At 69.2% G+C, this 21,584-nt stretch carries 11 protein-coding genes; all 11 read right to left on the bottom strand.

Going from position 1 to position 21,584, the window contains the following annotated elements:
- Nucleotides 1-497 precede the first annotated feature (497 nt).
- The 11 genes from NR798_RS19155 to NR798_RS19105 all read right to left on the bottom strand — a co-directional run bounded on the left by NR798_RS19155 (nt 498) and on the right by NR798_RS19105 (nt 21,337).
- Nucleotides 498-1,952: a hypothetical protein gene (locus NR798_RS19155; RefSeq protein WP_375772928.1), complete on the bottom strand. Its 1,455-nt coding sequence runs from the start codon at nt 1,950-1,952 to the stop codon at nt 498-500.
- 111 nt (nt 1,953-2,063) lie between these two features.
- On the bottom strand, nt 2,064-2,930 hold the full coding sequence (gene proC, locus NR798_RS19150; protein WP_375772927.1) for a pyrroline-5-carboxylate reductase: 867 nt from the start codon (nt 2,928-2,930) through the stop codon (nt 2,064-2,066).
- A complete protein-coding gene (locus NR798_RS19145) occupies nt 2,927-4,063 on the bottom strand; it encodes a zinc-binding dehydrogenase (RefSeq protein ID WP_375772926.1) in 1,137 nt (378 codons plus the stop codon). The genes proC and NR798_RS19145 overlap by 4 nt, the downstream gene beginning before the upstream one ends.
- Nucleotides 4,060-4,860, bottom strand: coding sequence for a hypothetical protein (locus NR798_RS19140; RefSeq protein ID WP_375772925.1), 801 nt, complete (start codon nt 4,858-4,860; stop codon nt 4,060-4,062). The genes NR798_RS19145 and NR798_RS19140 overlap by 4 nt, the downstream gene beginning before the upstream one ends.
- A gap of 83 nt (nt 4,861-4,943) precedes the next feature.
- Entirely contained in the window at nt 4,944-5,528 is a 585-nt protein-coding gene (gene cysC / locus NR798_RS19135) for an adenylyl-sulfate kinase (protein ID WP_375772924.1), read from the bottom strand.
- A gap of 68 nt (nt 5,529-5,596) precedes the next feature.
- Nucleotides 5,597-6,850 carry a sulfate adenylyltransferase subunit 1 gene (locus tag NR798_RS19130; RefSeq protein ID WP_375772923.1) on the bottom strand — a complete coding sequence of 418 codons (1,254 nt, stop codon included), beginning with the start codon at nt 6,848-6,850 and terminating at the stop codon, nt 5,597-5,599.
- The gene (gene cysD / locus NR798_RS19125; RefSeq protein ID WP_375772922.1) at nt 6,850-7,755 is read right to left on the bottom strand and encodes a sulfate adenylyltransferase subunit CysD; all 906 of its coding nucleotides are present in this window, start codon (nt 7,753-7,755) and stop codon (nt 6,850-6,852) included. The genes NR798_RS19130 and cysD overlap by 1 nt, the downstream gene beginning before the upstream one ends.
- Nucleotides 7,752-8,015, bottom strand: coding sequence for a phosphopantetheine-binding protein (locus NR798_RS19120; RefSeq protein ID WP_375772921.1), 264 nt, complete (start codon nt 8,013-8,015; stop codon nt 7,752-7,754). The genes cysD and NR798_RS19120 overlap by 4 nt, the downstream gene beginning before the upstream one ends.
- Nucleotides 8,016-8,124: 109 nt before the next feature.
- On the bottom strand, nt 8,125-9,366 hold the full coding sequence (locus NR798_RS19115; protein ID WP_375772920.1) for an HlyD family secretion protein: 1,242 nt from the start codon (nt 9,364-9,366) through the stop codon (nt 8,125-8,127).
- 6 nt (nt 9,367-9,372) lie between these two features.
- Nucleotides 9,373-11,022 (bottom strand): DHA2 family efflux MFS transporter permease subunit, encoded by a 1,650-nt coding sequence (locus NR798_RS19110; protein WP_375772919.1) that lies wholly within the window; start codon nt 11,020-11,022, stop codon nt 9,373-9,375.
- The gene (locus NR798_RS19105; protein WP_375772918.1) at nt 11,012-21,337 is read right to left on the bottom strand and encodes an amino acid adenylation domain-containing protein; all 10,326 of its coding nucleotides are present in this window, start codon (nt 21,335-21,337) and stop codon (nt 11,012-11,014) included. The genes NR798_RS19110 and NR798_RS19105 overlap by 11 nt, the downstream gene beginning before the upstream one ends.
- Nucleotides 21,338-21,584: the final 247 nt, after the last annotated feature.

Genomic DNA, 21,584 nt, shown 5'->3' with positions numbered 1-21,584 from the left:
CGGCAGCCGAAGCTCGGGCCGGTGGAGGCCCCATTCGGGCCCGGTGGAGGCCACCAGGACACGACATTTAGCGGCTTCGATTCCCGCCGCTTCCAATAGACGGGGCGGGCCCTCCGCAGCAGTGGGATACCACCGCGCAGGCCATCGGCCTGTACGAGGTTGCTGGCGGAACGTCTCGCGTCCCTGCCCCCCGGATCTCGACGCCCCCTGAGCTGCGCGTCGCCCGGGTGGTGCTCGACCGGCTCCAGGACGCCCACGCCGAGTCACAGGCAGGTGAGCGGCATGGGCCTTTCCCTCACCTACCGCGTCTTCTTCCTGGAGCCGCGGCTGGAATCCACTCTGACGCCAGGTCTCGAACCGCGAGCCGCCACGGACGCACTCGCTCCTCGGGCCCAGATCCTCGAGGGAGTCGGCGCTGTCCCCGATGGGAGTCTGCCCGCCCGCTGCTCTCCGGAACGAGGACCCCCGGCACCGCCAGGGGTCTCCGCCTCACGGGCTCAGCAGGTCTGCCCGCAGGGGCAGGACGTGAGCAGGACGCCCGCGGGAATCGAGATGAGGCCGGGGACAAAGAACTGCACGTCCCACGTCACCGTCTCGCTGGCGGCCAGCTGCTTGGAGGCGATGGTCGTCGTCACCGGGCCCACCGGGCACTTGGTGAACAGGCGCGTGACGGGCTGCACCACCCCGTTCTGGGTGATCTTCGCGGCCCCATCGTAGTGGCGCGTCAGGGCGGTGGTCGCCGCCGAGCAGAGGTTGGAGCCCGGGTAGCTGGTCAGCAGCAGCTTGGCCTCCACGCACTGGCCGGTGCTGTTCGTCACCGGGTAGCTCAGCTTGTACTCGGCGCCGTAGTTGGCCGTCGAGTTCGGGTCGCTGTCACGCCCCTCCGTCTGCCCGGAGGTGTTGGTGGAGTAGTAGCCGAGCGCCGGTGCACGCTGGGCATTGCTCGAGGGCGAAATGTCCGAGGTGGACGGCTCGCACCGCGACACGCCCGTCGAGTCGATGTACTCGCGGTTGGTGGGAGCCGCCAGCAGCTTCCAACCGCGCACCGAGTTGGCGGCCGTCAGCGTCTGCGTGGCGAACGGGGCATTCCAGCGCTCGAACTTGTAGGTGCCCGAGGGCCGGCCCCAGCCGATGCTGTTGGCGTCCGTGCACGGCGCGCCGCCCACCGTGGAGGACGTCGTCGGGATGTTGCCCCAGGCATAGGCCCGCTTGCCCAGGCTGTACGCCAGCGCCAGCGTGGCGTTGGTGGCCGAGGCGGCCACCACCCGGACCTTCATGCACGTGTTGTTGGTGGAGCGCACCTTGATGCGCGCGTCCACCGACGTGCCCGCGTTGGCCGCCAGGTTCACCAGGCCGTACTCGCTGGTGATGGTCTGGCCGGAGAGGTTGATGAAGCGCGAGCCGTACGCCGTGCCCACCCCGGCGGGATGCGAGCCCGTCACGTTCGCCAGGGACACGAAGTACGAGGGGCTGTTGCCCGGATCCAGCGCGCCGGTGTCCAGCTGGGTGATGGCCGAACCGTAGGCGTTGAACGTCACCGCCGTGCCCGGCACCGCGGGCTCCACGAAGACGTAGTAGCGCGCGTTCGCGCCCAGCTGGTTGAGGTGGTGCATGTAGAAGGCGAACTCCTTCAGGCCTCCCGACGGACACCCCACGGGGTCCAGGTTGACGCTGCTCAGCACGCGCCGCACCGTGTTCACATCGGCCGGCGACATCTGCTCCATCGCCAGCAGCAGGCCCTCACGGCTCACGCTCTCCGGGTTGTTGCTGACGACGATGGGCGCGCCCTCCATCGTCCCCGCCATGGCACCCAGGCTCCCATACGCGGGAATCGTCAGCGCGCTCTCCACCTGCGCCGGAGTCTCCGCCTGCATCACGTCGCCCTCCACCGCACCGCCACACGCGGTGGCCAGCAGGGCCCCCGCCAACATCCAGCCGTACTTCGTCTTCACGATGTCACCCCTTGGGAAAAAACGAGGAAAACCTCATCCAGTTCCAAAAACGGAAAGGGGTGTACAGGCCGACCGTCAGCGCATCGTCAGCGCCTCGGGGCCAAGGGGGAGTCAGCCCTCCTTGCCGGGCGCGAGCGGAAGCTGGCCGAGCTCCTGCGCGCGCGCGTGCACCGCGCGGACCGCCGCGCCCATCGCCTCCCGGACGCCCGCGCTCTCGAACACCTTCAAGCCGGCCAGCGTCGCGCCACCGGGGCTGGTGACCTGCTTGCGCAACGCCGCCGGGGACTCCTGGGTGCGATGCAGCAGCTCCAGGCTTCCGCGCATGCTCTCCACCGTTGCCAGGGTGGCCTGCTCGCGCGGCAGCCCCAGGGCCACGCCGGCGTCGATGAACGCCTCGATGAGAAAAAAGACGAAGGCGGGCATGGGCCCAGCGAGGCCCGTCGCCATCTCCACGCCGGCCTCGTCGGCGACTTCCACTTCGGTGCCGAGTGCGCCCAGCAGGGAGCGTACGCGCAGCAGCGCCGGCTTGCTCGAGCCCGCGCTTGCGCACCAGAAGGTGGCCGCCTTGCGGACGCGCGCGGGGGTGTTGGGCATGGCGCGAACGACGAGTGGGTGTTCGAGCCCCTCGCACAGCGTCCGCAGACGCGCGCCCGCGATGATGCTGACGACGATCGTGTCCTCGCGGAGCCGCCCGCGCAGCTGCTGGAGGACAGCACCCAATTGTTGGGGCTTCACGGCCAGCACGACGAGCTCCGCGGCTGCTGCCGCGAGGTTGTCCGCGGTCACCTCGACGCCATGCCTCTCGCGGAGCACCCGGCGACGCTCCTCGTCTACCTCTCCGACGAGGATGGTGCCGGGTGCGGCCAGGCCGCCCGCGGTGACCGCTCCAATCAATGCCTCGGCCATCACACCGCCGCCGATGAAGCCCAGGGCGGGTCTCCGCGAGGCCACGGCGGCATCGATCGAATCGGCCGTCATGGTGAGGTCCGGACGGGATGGGGACGGATGAGTCCCTTCACGATGCGGCCCGTCTCGACATCGGCCAGGGCCTGGTTGACCTCTTCGAGGCCGTAGGTGCGGCTGACCATGTGCTCCCAGCCCTTGCCCCCGGCCACCTTGGCACCGTGCCGGTCGAGGATGCGGAGCATGCGATGGAAGTGGCTGAAGTCCACGCCCCACACGCCACGGATCTCCAGGTGCTTGCGATTGATCTCCGTGTGCGGGTTGAGCCCCACCTCGCCGTGATCGGTGTAGTGCCCGACGATCACGTAACGCCCGCCGTCGCGGGTCATGTGGATGCCGTCCTTGACCGCCGCGGGTACGCCGGTGGCCTCGATCGTCACGTCCACGCCGCGTCCGCCGGTGAGCGCGAGAATCCGCTCCACGTGGCTGTTGGAACCCGTGACGTCGAGCCGGATGGCCTCATCGACCCCGAACTCGCGGGCCATCGCGAGCCGCACCTCATGACACTCGACGACGTAGACCGCGCCCGCACCAGAGAGCAGGGCCAGGGTCGCCGCGCTCAGCCCCACCGGGCCCGCTCCCTGGATCAGCACGCGATCTCCGAGCTGGATGCGCGCCGTGTCGACGGCATGGATCGCGGTCGGCAACGCGCAGCCGCCCGCGATCACGCGCTCCGGCGTGAGCGTCGGCGGGACCTCGAGAATGGACACTCCGGGCTTGAGGTAGATGAGCTGCGACCAACCGCCGTACAGACCTTCCTTCGCCGAGTAGGTGACGCCGTAGACGCGCCGCGAAGGACAGCGGTTCGGCATCTTGGCGACCAGACAGAACCAGCAGGCGTTGCAGGTCCCGACGACGTCGAGGAACGTGACCGTGGCACCGACACGCACGGGACGCCCGTCGACGTCGAGCGGCTCGCCGCGCACGGCCAGCACCTTTCCGACGGAAACGTGGCCGGGGATGATCGGGTACGGCACACCGGCGAGCCGGCCGTGCGACAGGTGGACGTCCGTCCCGCATACCTCGGAGAAGATCGTCTCGAGCAGGACCCCACCCGGCTCGAGCTCGGGTGCGGAGAAGTGCTGGAGCTCGACGGGGCGGTTGGCACCGTGCATGACCGCCGCGGTGCAGGAGGCGTGTGCGCTCAAGACCACAGGACAATCCTCCCGTCAGGGAGCGTACCGATCGCCGAGGTCACGGTGGTGCGGTGACCCGCGCTCGAATCGACCTCGTGGTAGTTGCGCGTACTGAAGATGTACACGTCGCCCATCGTGGGCCGCAAAGTGAACCGCTCCGCGCCCTCGACCACGGGGCGGCTGTAGCCGTACGTACCTGGGAGCTTGTAGACCTCATCCTCGGGCGTCCACGCGCGATTGTAGACGTACGTATCGCCGGGATTCTTCGGGTCGAGCTCGAGGTAGAGGTTCCAGGCGAGCTGGACCTGGACCTGGGCCACCCACCACTCCGGTTGCTCGGCGGGGGCGTAGTCGATGTGGAGCAGGGTCCCATTCTCGATGCGGCGGATGAGGCCCGCGCAGTAGGTACCGTGCTTCGGATCGGCGGCGATCTGTACCGGAGCCCCAGTGGCCTGGCGCAACCGGCTCATCAAGCGCTCGAGCGGAGAGAACGATTGCGAGAAGATCTCGCCCTGGAGCGCCCGGCACTGCTCGGCCCTCCCGAAGTAGGCCGAGACATCCGAGCCGTTGTGCTCGAACACCGTCGCGCCAATCCGGTCGATGGGCGGCACGACGTCCTTGTACGTCTCGAAGCCAATCACCTGCGCCCGGTCGACGAGACGGCTGCACTCGTCCGGCGTGGCGAAGCCCCGAATGACAACCGCGGGGATCTCGTTGCGAATGAGCTGTTGCCAGGAATTCTGATCAAGCTCTCGAGCCGCGAAAACATCCCACGAGGACCCGCGCGGAGCCAGCGAAAGATTTCTCATATTCATCCTCAGACAGGACAAACAAATACGACGGTGTTTGATGGAATCCAGCGTTGGAAAACCCAACCCTACGGAGAGAAGCGCTACGCGGTGAGTCCGCGCTCGCGCAGGACAGCGAGGATGCGCTCCACCCCGGCCTCCACCGTCTCCGAGTCGGTGCGCACCGTCACCTCCGGCGACTCGGGTGGCTCGTACGGATCCGAGATGCCCGTGAAGTGGGGAATCTCCCCCGCCAGCGCCTTCTTGTAGAGGCCCTTCACATCGCGTTGCACGAGCGCCTCCAGGCTCGCCTGTGCATACACCTCGATGAAGGGGATGCCCGCTTCGGTGGCCAGCCGCCGCACCTCGTTGCGTGACTCGCGGTAGGGGGAGATGGCCGCGGAGACCACCGCCACGCGGTGCCTGGCGAGCACCCGCGCCACATAGCCGATGCGACGGATGTTCTCCTCGCGATCGGGCCGGGTGAATCCCAGTCCTCGCGACAGGAAGGTGCGCACCTCATCTCCGTCGAGCACCTCCACGGAGTGGCCGCCCTCCAACCGGCGGCGCACCGCCGTGGAGAGCGTGCTCTTGCCCGCCCCGGACATTCCGGTGAACCAGAGAATGAAACCACCCTGCCGGTTTGTACCGGCCATTGTCTGTGTCACGACCGCCTCGCGCCTACTCACGTTCGGCTCACTCCTGTGTTCGGCCCCACCGGGGCGTATGGACTCTCTCGGCAACTCCCACCGTTCGTTCAGGCCACCGGGCCGTTGAGCATTCCGGCGCCCACGGTGGCGTTCGTCCCCTCGTCGATGAGGATGAAGCTGCCGGTGTGGCGGTTGCGCCGGTACTCGTCGAAGAAGAGCGGCACGGTGGTCCGCAAGGACATGCGGCCAATCTCATTCAGCTTCAAGGACTTGCACTGCTCGTCCCGGTGGAGCGTATTGACATCGATGCGGTACTGGATGTCCTTCACCACCGCCCGGGCCGAGCGCGTGGTGTGCTTGATGGCCAGCTTCGCGCCCGGCTGCAGGGGCTGCTCCACCATCCAGCACACCATGGCATCGATGTCTTGCGAGACGATGGGCGGATTGCCGGGCCGGCAGATCATGTCACCGCGGCTGATGTCGAGCTCATCCGTCAGCGAGATGTTGACGGACATGGGAGGGAAGGCCTCCTCCACGGGCTTGCCGGCCAGCTCGATGGAGCGGATGCGCGAGGTCATGCCCGAGGGCAGCACCTTCACCTCGTCCCCGGGCCGCAGCACGCCGCCCAGGAGCTGCCCCGAGTAGGCCCGGTAGTCATGAAGCTTCTTGGAGATGGGCCTCGACACGTACTGCACCGGGAAGCGCACCTGGATGAGGTTGCGGTCCGAGGCGATGTGCACGTTCTCCAGGTGGTGCAGGAGCACGGGGCCCTGGTACCAGGGCATCTTCTCCGAGCGCGTCACCACGTTGTCGCCGTTGAGCGCCGAGATGGGGATGAACGAAAGGTCCGTGAGCTCCAGCTTCATGGAGAACTCGCGGAACCCGTCCTTGATGGAGTCGAAGACGGACTCGCTGTAGTCCACGAGGTCCATCTTGTTGATGCAGAGCACCACGTGGGGCACGCGCAGCAGCGAGGCGATGAAGGCATGGCGCCGCGTCTGCTCCACGATTCCCTTGCGCGCGTCCACGAGGATGAGCGCCAGGTCCGCCGTGGAGGCGCCCGTCACCATGTTGCGCGTGTATTGGATGTGGCCCGGGGTGTCCGCGATGATGAACTTGCGCCTCGGCGTGGCGAGGTAGCGGTAGGCCACGTCGATGGTGATGCCCTGCTCGCGCTCGGCGCGCAGGCCGTCCATGAGCAGCGCCAGGTTCACGTACTCGTCCCCGCGCGCCTTGCTGGTGCGCTCCACGGCCGTGAGCTGGTCCTCGAAGATGGACTTCGTGTCATAGAGCAGCCGGCCGATGAGGGTGCTCTTCCCATCGTCAACCGAGCCAGCCGTGGCGAACCTGAGCAGCTCCATTAGAAATACCCCTCGCGCTTACGGTCTTCCATGGCCGTCTCGCTGAACTTGTCATCCGCGCGGCTCGCGCCCCGCTCGGTCACCCGGGACGCGGAGACCTCGTGGATCACCTGCTCCACCGTGCTGGCGGTGGACTCGACGCAGGCGGTGCACGTCATGTCGCCCACCGTGCGGAAGCGCACCTGGGCGGACACGGCCCGCTCCCCCGGCAGCAGCGGCAGGTAGGGCGAGCACGCCATCAACATGCCGTCACGGCGGAACACCTCGCGCCGGTGGCTGAAGTAGATGGAGGGCAGCGGAATGCGCTCCTGGGCGATGTATTGCCAGATGTCCATCTCGGTCCAGTTGGACAGGGGGAAGACGCGGATGTGCTCCCCGCGGCGGTGGCGGCCGTTGTAGAGGCTCCACAGCTCCGGGCGCTGGTTCTTGGGGTCCCACTGGCCGAACTCGTCGCGGAAGGAGAAGACGCGCTCCTTGGCGCGGGCCTTCTCCTCGTCGCGGCGGGCGCCGCCGAAAACGGCGTCGAACTGGTGCTTCTCGATGGCGTCCAGCAGTGGCGCCGTCTGCAAGCGATTGCGCGAGGCGCGCGGGCCCTTCTCCTCCACCACCCGGCCCGAGTCGATGAACTCCTGGACGGAGGCCACCACCAGGCGGGAGTCCAGGGCGGCCACACGGGCATCCCGGTACTCGAGCACCTCGGGGAAGTTGTGCCCCGTATCCACGTGCAGGAGAGGGAAAGGCAGCGGAGCCGGGGCGAAAGCCTTCTCCGCCAGCCACAGCATCACCGCCGAGTCCTTGCCTCCCGAGAACAGCAGCACGGGCCGGGCGAACTCGGCCACCACCTCGCGGATGATGAAGAGGGATTCGGCTTCCAGCGCCTGGAGATGGGACAACCCGTAACTCATCTCCCCGCCTCCGCCTGCTCCCGCACCAACTGCTCGCAGAGCGTGGCCATCTCCCCGAGCGTGTTGAACAACTCGCCCATGCTCGGGCGGATGCCCAACTCCTCCTCGATGCGATTGGCGAGCATGGTCGCGAGCAGGGAGTTGCCGCCGAGCGAGATGAAATGATCTCCCCGGCCAATCTCCTGCTGGCCCAGCAACTCTCCCCAATAGCCGGCGAGCCGCTGCTCCATCTGCGTGCTGGGAGGATGGTCAATGCTCATGGAGTGCTCCTCTGGCCTGGGAAGCCAGGAAATGAAGACTGGCAATCACATAACACAATATCAAACGGCAAAACAAGACATCACCCCAAAGACAGCCACTTCCGGGGAGCTATTCGCCGGCGGTGAAGACGGTGACCTCCGCCGACAGGCCGGCCTGCAAGGGCAGCTCCCCGGGGGCGTCCTTCCAGGAGATGCGGACGGGCACGCGCTGCACCACCTTCACGAAGTTGCCCGAGGCATTGTCTGGCGGCAGCAGGGAGAAGCTGGCTCCCGTTCCTCCGGAAAGACTCTCCACCTGGCCCGTGAGGGCGAGCCCCGGAAAGGCATCCACCCGCACCTCCACCCGCTGGCCCGGACGGATGTGCCCCACCTGCGTCTCCTTGAAGTTGGCGACGACATACGTCTGCGGTGGAACGAGCCTCGCCACCGGCTGTCCGGCCGCCAGGAGTTGCCCCTCGCGCACGGTCAGCTTGGACACCGTTCCATCCGCGGGCGCGAGGACGCGGGTGAACTCGAGCTGCAACCGGGCCTGCTCCAGCGCGGCCTCGGCGACGGTGACCTTGGCGCGGGCGAGCTCCGCGCTGGCGCGAGCCACCGCGATCTTCGCGGCCACCGGGGCGCTCTGATCCAACTGTCCCTGGGCCTCCTCCACCTTGCTGAGGGCGCCCTGGTGGGCCTGCTCGGCCGCGGCGAGCTGCGCGCGGGCCCCGGCCAATGACGCCTGCGCGGCCTGGTTCGCGGCCAGGGCATCGTCGAGCTCCTGCTGAGCGGCGACCTCCGACTGGCGCAGCCGCTGCACGCGATCGAGCTCCAACGCCTTGCGCCGCGCGTCCGTCTCCGCCCAGGCCACGGCCGCGCGAGCCACCTCCACCTGGGCCTCGGCGCTGCTCACCGCCGCCGTGCTGCTGGACACCACGGCACGCGCGGTGGAGTGTCCGCCGCGGGCGCTCGCCTCCGCCACACCCACCTGGGACTCGGCCGCCTGCGCCTGGGCCCGCGCCGACACCAGGTCCGCCTCGGCCTGCTTGAGGCGGACGGCGTACTCGCGCGGGTCGAGCTCCACCAGCACGTCGCCCTTCTTCACCCGGGCGTTGTCCACCACGTACACGCGCAGCACGGGGCCCCCCACGCGGGCGTTGATGGGCACCATGTCCGACTGCACCTGCGCGTTGTCCGTGGCCTCCTGCCCGCGTGTGAGCAGCACGTAGCCGCCGATGCCCGCGAGCACGGCCACCGCGGTCGAGCCCAGGAGCAGCGCGCCCCTGCGGCCCCTCTTCTTCCTGAGTACCTCCTCGGGCGAGGGACCCGGGGCGGGCGCTTCCTTTTCCACCAATCGGGGGGTGGCACTCATGACACGTCAGACCTCCACATCCAGGTGAACCTCGTCCGGCTCCGCCTTCGGGGCCCGCGGCGCGGGCCTGGTGCCCGGCGAGACCCAGAGGAAGCACAGCAGTGGCAGCGCCAGCGCGAACAGCAGCGCGGACAGCGTGAAGAGCCGGTTGAAGGCCAGCAGCGACGCCTGCCGCTGGAGGCCGCTCGCCAGCAGGCGCAGGCTCACCTCGGTGGCCTCGTAGCCCTCGACACCGCCCGCCACCAGGCTGCTCATCGTCGAGGAGAGGCGCTCGTACAGCTCGGGGCGCTCGGCGACGAGCTGCGCGGAGAGCCCCACCTGCGCCTGCGCGGAGTAGCGCGTCATCAGCGTGGCGAAGAGGGCCAGGCCCACCGAGGTGCCGAGCTGCCGCATCAGCGTGTGGATGCCGGTGGCGTCCGCCATCCGGGCCCGCTCCACCTTGTCGAACACCACGACGTTGAGCGGCACGAAGAGCAGGCTGGTGCCCAGCCCCTGCAGCATGATCGACGAGATGATCTCCGCCCTGCCCGTATCCAGCGAGACGCGCATCATGCGGTAGACGCCCACGCCGATGATGAACAGCCCCACGCCGATGAGCACCCGGGGGGAGATGCGGTTGTAGAGGCGCCCGACGATGGGCATCATCACGATCATCACCAGCGTGCGCGGCATGAGCGCCTCACCCGCCTGCATCGCCGTGAAGCCGAGCAGCTCCTGCATGAAGAGCGGCAGCAGGAACAGGTTCGACGTGAGGATGAAGAACATCAACGCGCCGAGCACCGCCCCCGAGGAGAACACCGGCTCCTTGAAGAGGCGCAGGTCCACCGCTGGCGCCACCGCGGTGAGCTCGCGCAGCACGAAGGCCGCCAGGCAGAAGACCGCCAGCAGCAGGCAGGTGGTGATCCCCCTCGACTCGAACCAGCCCTGGTGCTGCCCCTCCTCCAGCACGAACTGGAGCGTGGCCATCCCCACCCAGAGCAGGCCGATGCCGGCCCAGTCGATGTTGCGGCGTTGCAGCTCGGCGGCGGCCCGGTTGGCGGCCAGCACGTCCTCGGGCTCCTCGACGAAGCGCCACACCAGCAGCAGGCCGAGCAACCCGATGGGCAGGTTGATGAAGAAGATCCACGACCAGTGGAAGTTGTCGACGATGTAGCCGCCGAGCGTGGGGCCGACGGCGGGCCCCACCGTGATGACCGTGGTGAAGAGGCCCATGGCCATGCCCTGCTCCTCGGGGGGCCAGGTCTGCCGGAGGATGGCCTGTTCGGTGGGCACGAGCAGCCCGGAGCCAATGCCCTGCAGGGCCCGGAAGAACACCAGCGAGGGCAGGCTCCAGGCCACCCCGCAGAGGAACGAGCTGACGATGAAGAGGGCCAGGCACGCCAGATAGGTGCGCTTCTGGCCGAAGAGCCGGCCGAAGAAGCCCGTGAGCGGCAGCATCAGCACCGTGGCGATGATGAAGCTGGTGCTCATCCAGGTGATCTCCTGGACGGTGGCCCCGATGGAGCTGCGCATCTGCGACAGCGCCACGTTGACGATGGACGCGTCGATGGAGCCCATCAGCGTGCCGATGGACACCGAGAGCGTGACGAGCCACTTGTTGACCGGCGCCTTCCGGGCGGCGGCCGTGGGCGTGGAGGGAGCGGTATCAGCCGGCATGGGCCCGCTCCAGGCACGACGAGAGCCGCGCCGCCAGCGCCTCCACCCCCGGGCCACGCAGGATGGAGTAGTGGTCTCCCTCCAGCGCGTGAACGTCCACCTCGGTGGCCACGAAGCGCGTTCCACCCTGCTCACGCAGCGCGGACTCGCTCGCCTCGAAGACGGTGATGCGCCCTTCGTAGCGCGGCGGCACGTACCGCCAAGCCGCCCGCAGGTTCTCCTCGAAGACCCGCCGCAGCGGCTGCAGCGGTTGGACACCGGCACCCAACACCGAGGCCGCGGCCTTGCTGGCCTCCTCCAGGGCTCCGCTCAACTCCTCCGGGCCCATCCGCGCGAGTGCTTCTTCCGAGACCGGCAACTCCTGCCCTGCCGCCCTCAGCAAGTCCCTGTAGAACAGCACGCCCAGCCGCGAGGCCTCCTGGTGCTCCGGCGGCAGTCCCGCCACCGCCGGCGTGAGGTCATAGCTGTCGATGAGCGCCAGCAGGTCCACCTGCTCGCCCCGGGCCTGGAGCTGCCTCGCCATCTCGAGCGCGATGCTGCCGCCCATGGACCAGCCACCCAGCAGATAGGGCCCCGTCGGCTGCACGCTCCGGATCGCCTCGAGGTAGAGCGCCGCCATCTCCTCCACCGAGCCGCACGGCGGCTGGTCTCCGTCCAACCCTCGCGACTGCAACCCGTAGAAGGGCTGCTCCGGCCCGAGCCGCCGCGCCAGCTCCACGTACCCGAGCACCGTGCCTCCCACCGCGTGCACGCAGAAGAAAGGCCGCCTCCCGTCTCCCTTGCGGAGCTCCACCAGCGGAGACCACGGCCCCGCCTCCTGACGCAGCAGTCCGGCCAGATGCTCCACGGTCGCGTCCTGGAACAGTGCCGCCACCGGCGGGCTCTTTCCCAGGCTCGTCCGGATCCGCGACAACAGCCGGATGGCCAGCAGCGAGTTGCCTCCCAGCTCGAAGAAGTTGTCCCGCACGCCAATGGGATGGATGCCCAGCAGCTCCTCCCAGACGTGCGCGACCCGCACCTCGAGCGCCGTGCGTGGTGCGACGTACGAGCGCGACGACTCCTGGCGGCCAAAGTCTGGAGCGGGCAGCGCCCTTCTGTTCACCTTCCCGCTGGGCGTCAGCGGGAAGGACTCCAGGGGCACGAAGGCCGAGGGCACCATGTACTCGGGCAGCGTCTCCTTCAGGTAGCGCTTCAGCTCTCCGCTGACCGGCGTTTGCTGTCCCGGCTTGCCAACGACGTACGCCACCAGCAGCTTCTGCCCCGAGGCCGTCTCCCGCGCGTCGACGACGCAATCGCGCACGGCGGGGTGGCGGGCGAGCACGGCCTCGATTTCCGCCAACTCGATGCGGAAGCCCCGCACCTTCACCTGCGCGTCGCGCCTGCCGAGGAACTCGATGCTCCCGTCCGCCTGGTAGCGCGCGTAGTCCCCCGTCCGGTACAGCCTGCCTCCCGCCCTCCCCGAGACCCTGTCCTCGAGGAACTTCTCCCGTGTCAGCTCCTCCCGGTGCAGGTAGCCCTTCGCCAGCCCCGCCCCTCCGATGTACAGCTCGCCTACCACTCCCACCGGCACCGGCTCTCCATTGCCGTCCAGCAGGTGCACGCTCGTATTCGCGATGGGCTTGCCGATTCCCGGCAGGTCCGGCCACTGCTCCGGGCTCCCCTCCAGCCGGTACGCCGTCGCCACATGCGTCTCCGTCGGTCCGTACTGGTTCTCCAGCACGCACCCGGGCAGCCTGGCGAACATTCCTCGCAGCGCAGGTGTCACCCGCAGCTGCTCTCCGGCCGTGATGACTTCCTTCAGCGCTCGCGCCATCACCCCTTCCCTCTCCGCCACCTCCGCCAGGTTCTGCAGCGCCACGAACGGCAGGAACAGCCGCTCCACGCCCCTGCTGTCCATCGTCTCCAGCAGCGCCCTCGCCTCCAGCCTCAGCTCCTCGGGGATGAGCACCAGCTCGCCTCCCGCTGCCCATGTGGAGAACAGTTCCTGGAAGCTCACGTCGAAGCTCAGCGCCGAGAACTGCAGCGTCCTGCCCCCCGGCACCACCGAGCGCGACACCTGCCAGCGAAGCAGGTTGAGCAGAGGCCCGTGGTGCATCGCCACTCCCTTGGGCACTCCCGTCGAGCCCGAGGTGTAGATGACGTACGCCAGCGCCTGCGGCCCCGAGAGCGCCTCCGGATGGGCCTCGCTGGTGCTGGCCCACTGCGCCTCGTCCGTGTCCAGGTACAACCGCCGCGCTCCACCCGCGGGCAGTGCGTCCTTCAACGCCTGCTGTGTGAGCACCACGGGGGCGCGTGAGGACTCGAGCATGAGCGCCTGGCGCTCCGCCGGGTAGGCGGGATCCAGCGGCACGTACGCGCCTCCGGCCTTGAGGATGCCCAGCACGCCCACGGCCAGATCCATCGAGCGCCGCACGCACAAGCCCACCGGCACGTCCGGCCCCACGCCCAGTCCTCGCAGGTGGTGCGCCAGCCGGTTGGCCTTGCGGTTCAGCTCCCCATACGTCAGCCGCTCCTCTCCGAAGCTGACGGCCACCGCCCCCGGTGTCCTGTCCGCCCACGCCTCGAACAGCTCGTGCACCCCTCGCGCCGGTGCATACAGGGCCTTGGTGTCGTTGAACTCCACCACCACCCGCCGCCGCTCCGCCTCGTCCATCAGCGGCAGTGCCGACAGCTTGCCTTCCGGCTGCGCGACGGCGCCCTCCAGCAGCCGCACGTAGTGCGCCGCCATCCGCGCCACCGTCGCCTCGTCGTACAGGTCCGTGTTGTATTCCCAGAGGCTCACCAGCCCCTCCGGCGTCTCCCGCACGAACAGGGTCAGGTCGAACTTCGCCATCCCGGGCTGGAAGGCGAACTCGCCCACGGACACACCGGGCAGCGACACCGGCTTCAGCTCGGTCTGGTAGACGAACATCACCTGGAAGAGCGGCGAGCGGCTCAAGTCGCGCACCGGCTGCAGCGCGTCCACCAGTTGCTCGAACGGCAGGTCCTGGTGGGCATAGGCTCCCAGACACGCCTCGCGCACCCGGCGCAACAACTCCCGGAAGCTCCCGGCTCCACTCCCCTCCACCCGCAGCGGCAGCGTGTTGAGGAAGAAGCCGACGAGCCCCTCCACCTCTCGCCGGTTGCGTCCGGAGATGGGCGTGCCCATCACGATGTCGCTCTGCCCGCTGTAGCGCGCCAGCAGGGCCTGGTACGCCGCCAGGAATGCCATGAACAGCGTAACGCCTTCCTTGTGACTCAGCTCCTTCACCGCCCCGGACAGCGCCGGAGGCAAGGGCTTCACCAGATGGGCTCCGCGGAAGGTCTGGACGGGAGGCCGGGGCCGATCCACCGGCAGCTCCAGCACGGGCGGTGCGCCCGCGAGCTGCTGCTTCCACCAGCCCAGTTGCTCCTCCAGCACCTCGCCCTTCAACCACTCACGCTGCCACTTCGCGTAATCCACGTACTGCACTGGCAGAGTCGGCAGCTGGGGAGCCTTCCCCTCGGAGAAGGCCCGGTAGAGCGTCTCCACCTCGCGCAGCAGCAGATCCAACGACCAGATGTCGCAGACGATGTGGTGCATCACGAGCACCAGCACGTGCTCGTCCGCCGCCACGCGCAGCAGCGTCGCCCTCACCAACGGGCCCTTCTCCAGCTCGAACGGGCGCCGCGCCTCCTGCTCCACGCGCCGCTGGACCTCTCCCGCCGCCTGTTCCTCCACGTCCTCCACCGGCAGTGCCAGCGCCAGTTCCGGAGCAATGCACTGCACCGGCTGCCCGTTCACCTCCACGAACGTCGTCCGCAGCGCCTCGTGCCGGCGCACCACCTCCCCGAGGCTCCGCTCCAGCACCGCCCTGTCCAGCCGGCCCGTCAGCCGCAACGTATAGGGGACGTTGTACGTGTAGCCCCCGGGCTCGAGCTGCTCGATGAACCACAGCCGCTGCTGCGCGAAGGACAGGGGCAGCTCGCCCTCTCGCGCAACGGGAGCCAACGCCGGGAGTTGCCGCCCTCGTACGCCGCTCGCCATCGCTTCGAGCCGTACCGCCAGCTCCTCCAGCACCGGGGCCTCGAAGAGCACCCGGACCGACAGCTCCATCTGGAGCGCCTCGCGCAGGCGCGTGGCCACCTGTGCCGCCAGCAGCGAGTGTCCACCCAGCTCGAAGAAGTTGTCCTGGGCCCCCACCCGCTGCTGCTTCAGCAAAGGCGCCCAGATGTCCGCCACCACCTGCTCCATCCGCGTCCGGGGCGCCACGTAGCCCGCGTGCTCCGTCCCCGCCGCCTCCGGCGCGGGCAGTGCCTTGCGGTCCACCTTCCCGTTCGGCGTGAGCGGGAGCTTCTCCAGCCTCACGAAGGCAGAGGGCACCATGTGCTCGGGCAGCGTCTGCTTGAGGAAGGCCCTCAGCTCCGTGGTATCGGGCTCGGAGGACGAAGCGGGCACCACATACGCCACCAGCCGTTTTCCTCCCAGCCCCTCGTCCCGAGCCGTCACCACCGCCTCACCCACCGCGGGGTGCTTCACCAGCGCCGCTTCGATCTCTCCCAGCTCGATGCGGAAGCCACGCACCTTCACCTGGGCATCGCGCCGCCCGAGGAACTCGATGTTCCCGTCCGGCAGGTACCGCGCGAGGTCCCCCGTCCGATACAGCTTCGCGCCCGGCTCCGTGCTGAACGGGTGCGCCACGAACTTCTCCGCCGTGAGCTCCGGCCGGTTCAGATACCCGAGCGCCAGCCCATCTCCTCCGACGTACAGCTCTCCGGCGACGCTGGCCGGCACCGGCTGCATCCGCTCGTCCAGCACGTACGCGTCCGAGTTCGACACCGGCCTGCCGATGGGCACCGACACCGTGCCCTCCGCGACCGCCCTCACCTCGAAGGTCGTCGAGAACGCCGTGTTCTCCGTGGGGCCATAGGCATTCAGCAGGTGCCTCGGCGCCCCCCGCTCCAACACCCGCCGGATCGACTTCGCGTCCGCGGCCTCACCGCCGAACACCACGGCCTTCACCGTCTGGAAGGCCTCCGGGCACTCGGCGGCGATCTGGTTGAAGAGCGCCGTGGTGACGAACATCACGCTCGCCTGCTTCTCCCGGAGGAACGCAGCCAACGCCTTCGAGGACAGCGCCACCTCGCGCGATACGCCCACCAGCCGCGCCCCGTTCAGCAGTGCGCCCCACAGCTCGAACGTCGAGGCATCGAACGCCGTGTTCGACATCTGGGTGAAGCGGTCCTCCGCCGTCACCTCGAGGTACGAGGCGTCACGTACCAACCGCACGATTCCCCGGTGCGGGATGCACACGCCCTTGGGCTGGCCCGTGGAGCCAGACGTGTACATCACATACGCCAGCGCCTCCGGCGCCACCCGCTCCCCGAGGCCGTCCTCGCGCTCGTGGGCGAACGTCTCCCAGGACAGGGGCACCACGCGGGCGCCCACCGGCGGCAGCATCGAGGCGAGCTCCGGCTGCACCAGCACCACCGGTACCGCCGTGTCCGCCACCATGAACGACAGGCGCTCCTGGGGGTAGGCCGGATCCAACGGCACATACGCGCCGCCAGCTTTCAGGATGCCGAGCGTCGCCGCCACCATCTCCAGCGAGCGTCCGGAGCACAGGCCCACGAGCGTTCCCGGCGTGACGCCCAGCCCACGCAGGTGCCGGGCGATCCGGTTGGCGTGGCGGTTCAGCTCCGCGTAGGTGAGGCACTGCCCCTCGTACTCCGCCGCCACGGCGTCGGGACGGCGCGCCACCTGCTCCTCGAAGAGCGCATGGACACAGGCATTGCGCGGGTACCCGGTTCGCGTCTGGTTCCAGTCCACCAGCACGCTCCGCCGCTCCCCCTCGTCCAGCAGTGGCAGCGCCGACACGGGCTGCTCGGGATGCGCGAGGGCCTCCTCCAGCAGCCGCCCGTAGTGCGCCGCCATGCGCGCGACCCGTGCCTCGTCGAAGAGGCCGGTGTTGTACTCCCAGAGCGCCTCCCAGCCGTCCGCGGTCTCCCGGACGAACAGCGTGAGGTCGAACTTCGCCAGCCCCGTCTCGAAGGAGACCTCCTCCGAGGACACGCCGGGCAGCGCGAGCGCCGGTGCCGGCTCCTGCAACGCGAACATCACCTGGAACAGCGGTGCGCGGCTCAGGTCCCGCACCGGCTGCAACGCATTCACGAGCTGCTCGAAGGGCACGTCCTGGTGCGCATAGGCCCCCAGACAGGCCTCGCGAGCCCGGAGCACCAGCTCCCGGAAGCTCACCTCGCCCGAGGACTCCAGCCGCAGCGCCAGCGTGTTGACGAAGAAGCCGATGAGCCCCTCCAGCTCCCGCTGGGTGCGCCCGGCGATGGGCGAGCCCACCACGATGTCCGTCTGCCCGCTGTAGCGCGCCAGCAGGGCCTGGTACGCCGCGAGGAACGTCATGAAGGGCGTGACGCCCTCGCGGCGGTTGAGCTCCCGGAGCGGCCCGGAGAGCGCCGCGGGCAGCCGCACCGGCAGCGTGGCGCCCCGGAAGGTCTGCACCGCGGGGCGAGCCCTGTCCGTGGACAACTCCAACACCGGCGGTGCTCCGGCGAGCCGCTGCTTCCACCAGCCGAGCTGCGATTCCAGCACCTCGCCGCGCAGCCACTCGCGCTGCCACCGGGAGTAATCCGCGTACTGCACCGGCAGTGCGGGCAGCGAGGGCTCGGCGCCCGAGGAGAACGCCTGATACAGCGAGGCCAGCTCGCGCACGAGCACGCTCATGGACCAGCCGTCGCAGACGATGTGGTGCATGACGAGCACCAGCACGTGCTCCTCGGCGGCCGAGCGCAGCAACCGGGCCCGCACCAGCGGCCCCTTCTCCAGCTCGAAGAGGCACCGGACCTCTTCTTCCACACGGCGCCGCACCGCACCCGGCCGCTCGCCCTCCGGCACGGCCTCCAGGCTCTCCACGGGCAACGCGAGCACCAGCTCCGAGGCAATGCGCTGTACGGGCTGCCCGTCCACCAGGGTGAACGTCGTCCGCAGCGCCTCGTGCCGCCGGACGAGCTCCCCGAGGCTCCGCTCCAGCAAGGCCACGTCGAGCCGGCCCTTCAGCCGCGTGACGAAGGGCAGGTTGTAGGCGAAGCCACCCGGCGCGAGCTGCTCGAGGAACCACAGCCGCTGCTGCGCGAAGGACAGCGGCGGCGCACCCTCCCCGCGCATGGGCACGAGCGGCGGAGCCTGGGGCCCCTGCATGCCGCCCGGCATGGACTTGAGCCGGTGCGCGAGCTCGGCCACGGTGGGCGCCTCGAAGAGCACGCGCACCGGCAGGTCCACGCGAAGCACTTCACGCAGACGGGAGACCACCTGGGTCGCCAGCAGCGAGTGTCCCCCCAACTCGAAGAAGTGATCGTACGCGCCCACGCGCCGCAGGCCCAGCAGCGGCGCCCAGGTGCCCGCCACCAGCTCTTCCAGCGGCGTACGGGGCGCCACGAACCCTTCCCGCGCCGAGCCCTCCAGCTCCGGCGCGGGGAGCGACTTCCTGTCCACCTTGCCGCTGGGCGTGAGGGGGAAGGCCTCCAGGCGCACGAAGGCCGAAGGCACCATGTACTCGGGCAGGCTCTCCTTGAGGAAGGCCTTCAGGACCGCGGTATCGAGCTCGGGGGACGTGCCGGGCACCACGTAGGCCACCAGCCGCTTTCCACCGGCGCCGAGCTCCCTCGCCACGACCGCTACGTCCTTCACCGCGGGATGCCGGGCGAGCGCGGCCTCGATTTCCGCCAGCTCGATGCGGAAGCCCCGCACCTTCACCTGCGCGTCGCGCCTGCCGAGGAACTCGATGCTCCCGTCCGCCTGGTAGCGCGCGTAGTCCCCCGTCCGGTACAGCCTCCCTCCCGGCGCCGCCGCGAACCTGTCCTCGAGGAACTTCTCCCGCGTCAGCTCCTCCCGGTGCAGGTAGCCCCTCGCCAGCCCCGCCCCTCCGATGTACAGCTCCCCCACCACTCCCACCGGCACCGGCTCTCCGTTGCCGTCCAGCAGGTGCACGCTCACGTTCGCGATGGGCTTGCCAATTCCCGGCAGCTCGGGCCACCGCTCCGGGCTCCCCTCCAATCGGAACGCCGTCGCCAGGTGCGTCTCTGTCGGTCCGTACTGATTCTCCAGCACGCACCCGGGCAGCCGCGCGAACATCCCGCGCAGCGCCGGCGTCACCCGCAGCTGCTCTCCGGCCGTGATGACTTCCTTCAGCTTCCTGGGCGCCAGCCCTTCCTTCTCCGCCACCTCCGCCAGGTTCTGCAGCGCCACGAACGGCAGGAACAGCCGCTCCACTCCGCTGCTGTCCATCTTCTCCAGCAGCGCCCTCGCATCCAGCCGCATCTCCTCGGCGATGAGCACTAGCGCTCCGCCCGCCGCCCACGTGGAGAACATCTCTTGGAAGCTCACGTCGAAGCTCAACGCCGAGAACTGCAGCGTCTTCGGCTTCGGCACAACCGAGCGCGCCACCTGACAGCGAATCAGGTTGAGCAACGGCCGGTGGTGCATCGCCACGCCCTTGGGCACTCCCGTCGACCCCGACGTGTAGATGACGTACGCCAGCGCCTCGGGTCCCATCAGCGGCTGCGGATTGGCGTCGCTTCCGTCGGCCCACGCCCCTTCGTCCGTGTCCAGGTACAGCCGCCGCGCCGCTCCCTCCGGCAGCGCGTCCTTCAACTCCCGCTGGGTGAGCACCACAGGCGCACGAGACGACTCGAGCATGAGCGCCAGGCGCTCCGCCGGGTACGCCGGGTCCAACGGCACGTACGCGCCCCCGGCCTTGAGAATGCCCAGTACTCCCACGGCCAGATCCAGCGAGCGGCGCACGCACAGGCCCACCGGCACATCCGGCCCCACCTCAAGTCCTCTCAGGTGGTGCGCCAGCCGGTTCGCCTTGCGGTTCAGCTCCCCGTACGTCAGCCGCTCTTCTCCGAAGCTGACGGCCACCGCCTCCGGCGTCTTGTCCGCCCATACCTCGAACAGCTCGTGCACCCCTCGCGCCGGTGCATACAGGGTCTGGGTGTCATTGAACTCCACCACCACCCGCCGCCGCTCCTGCTCGTCCATCAGCGGCAGTGCCGACAGCTTGCCCTCTGGCTGCGCGACGGCTCCCTCCAGCAGCCGCACGTAGTGCGCCGCCATCCGCGCCACCGTCGCCTCGTCATACAGGTCGGTGCTGTACTCCCAGATGCACAACCACCCCTCCGGGGTCTCCCGCACCGACAACGTGATGTCGAAGCGTGACACGCCGGGATCCACGACGAGCTCGCTCGCGGCGACACCGGGCAGCTCCAGGGCGGCATAGGGCATCGCACCCTGGAGGACGAACATCACCTGGAAGAGCGGTGAGCGGCTCAGGTCTCGCACCGGATGGAGCGCATCCACCAACTGCTCGAAAGGCAGATCCGGATGGGCATACGCGCCCAGGCAGGCCGTGCGAACCCGGCCCAGCAACTCGCGGAAGCTCTCGGCGCCGGTCCCATCCACGCGCAGGGCCAGCGTGTTGGCGAAGAAGCCAACGAGTCCCTCCACCTCGCGCCGGGTGCGCCCGGAGATGGGCGAGCCCACCACGAGGTCCGACTGTCCACTGTAGCGCGCCAGGAGCGCATGGAAGCCCGCCAGCAGCGTCATGAACTGGGTGACGCCTTGCTTGCGGCTCAGCTCCTTGACCGCCCCGGAGAGCGCCGGAGACAGCATCACCCGCACCACGGCCCCGCGAGCGGACGGCAAGGGAGGCCTCGGCCTGTCCGTTGGCAGCTCCAGCACGGGCGGAGCCCCGGCGAGCTGCTGCTTCCACCACGCGAGCTGCTCCTCGAGCACCTCGCCCTTCAACCACTCGCGCTGCCACTTCGCGAAGTCCGCGTACTGCACCGGGAGGGCCCGCGGCGCCGGCTCCTCACCGCGGGAGAAGGCCCGGTACAGCGTGGTCAGCTCTCGCTCCACCACGCCCAGGGACCAGACGTCGCTGATGACGTGGTGCAGCGTGAGCAGCAACGCGTGGTCCTCGGCCGCCACGCGCAACAACCGTCCCCGGATCAGCGGACCCTTCTCCAGGTCGAACGGGCAGCGAGCCTCCTCCTCCGCGAGCCGCTGGAGCACCGACTCCCGCTCGCCCTCCGGCACGGACTCCAGGCTCTCCACGGGGAGACGGAACGCCAGCTCCGGGGCAATCCGTTGCACCGGCTGCCCATTCACCTGGGTGAACGTCGTCCGCAGCGCCTCGTGACGGCGGATGACCTCGGCCAGGCTCCGCTCCAGGGCGGCCGCGTCGAGCGGCCCCTTCAGCCGGGCGTAGGGAACGACGTTGTACGCGTGACTCCCGGGCGCGAGCTGATCGATGAACCACAGCCGCTGCTGCGCGAAGGACAACGGCGGCGCCTCTTCGCGAGACACCGGCACCAATGGCGGAGCCCTGCGTACCGGCTTCACACCCGGCTTCGGTTCGGCCCTTGGAGGGGAGGCTTGCGAAACGCAATCGGCCGGGGGCTGTACATCGCGCATGTTCATGTCGGCTTGCCGTGGGGGGAACGCTTGCCTTGGGGGGAAAGGCAGACAATAAGGAACCACTCCCGCCGCCAGGAGGCAGCGGGTCTTGCTTGAAGACAGGGGTGAAGAC

The sequence above is a fragment of the Archangium gephyra genome (assembly GCF_042230915.1).
GTDB lineage: Bacteria > Myxococcota > Myxococcia > Myxococcales > Myxococcaceae > Archangium > Archangium gephyra_B.
The sequence above is the reverse complement of the archived record's forward strand: the minus strand, read 5'-3'. Positions and strand labels throughout refer to the sequence as shown.

Bases quoted from the DNA above. Each gene is read 5' to 3' on its own strand.
- NR798_RS19140 (WP_375772925.1), bottom strand. From the start codon at position 4,860: ATGAGAAATCTTTCGCTGGCTCCGCGCGGGTCCTCGTGGGATGTTTTC.
- NR798_RS19120 (WP_375772921.1), bottom strand. From the start codon at position 8,015: ATGAGCATTGACCATCCTCCCAGCACGCAGATGGAGCAGCGGCTCGCC.
- proC (WP_375772927.1), bottom strand. From the start codon at position 2,930: ATGACGGCCGATTCGATCGATGCCGCCGTGGCCTCGCGGAGACCCGCC.
- NR798_RS19115 (WP_375772920.1), bottom strand. From the start codon at position 9,366: ATGAGTGCCACCCCCCGATTGGTGGAAAAGGAAGCGCCCGCCCCGGGT.
- NR798_RS19130 (WP_375772923.1), bottom strand. From the start codon at position 6,850: ATGGAGCTGCTCAGGTTCGCCACGGCTGGCTCGGTTGACGATGGGAAG.
- NR798_RS19110 (WP_375772919.1), bottom strand. From the start codon at position 11,022: ATGCCGGCTGATACCGCTCCCTCCACGCCCACGGCCGCCGCCCGGAAG.
- cysD (WP_375772922.1), bottom strand. From the start codon at position 7,755: ATGAGTTACGGGTTGTCCCATCTCCAGGCGCTGGAAGCCGAATCCCTC.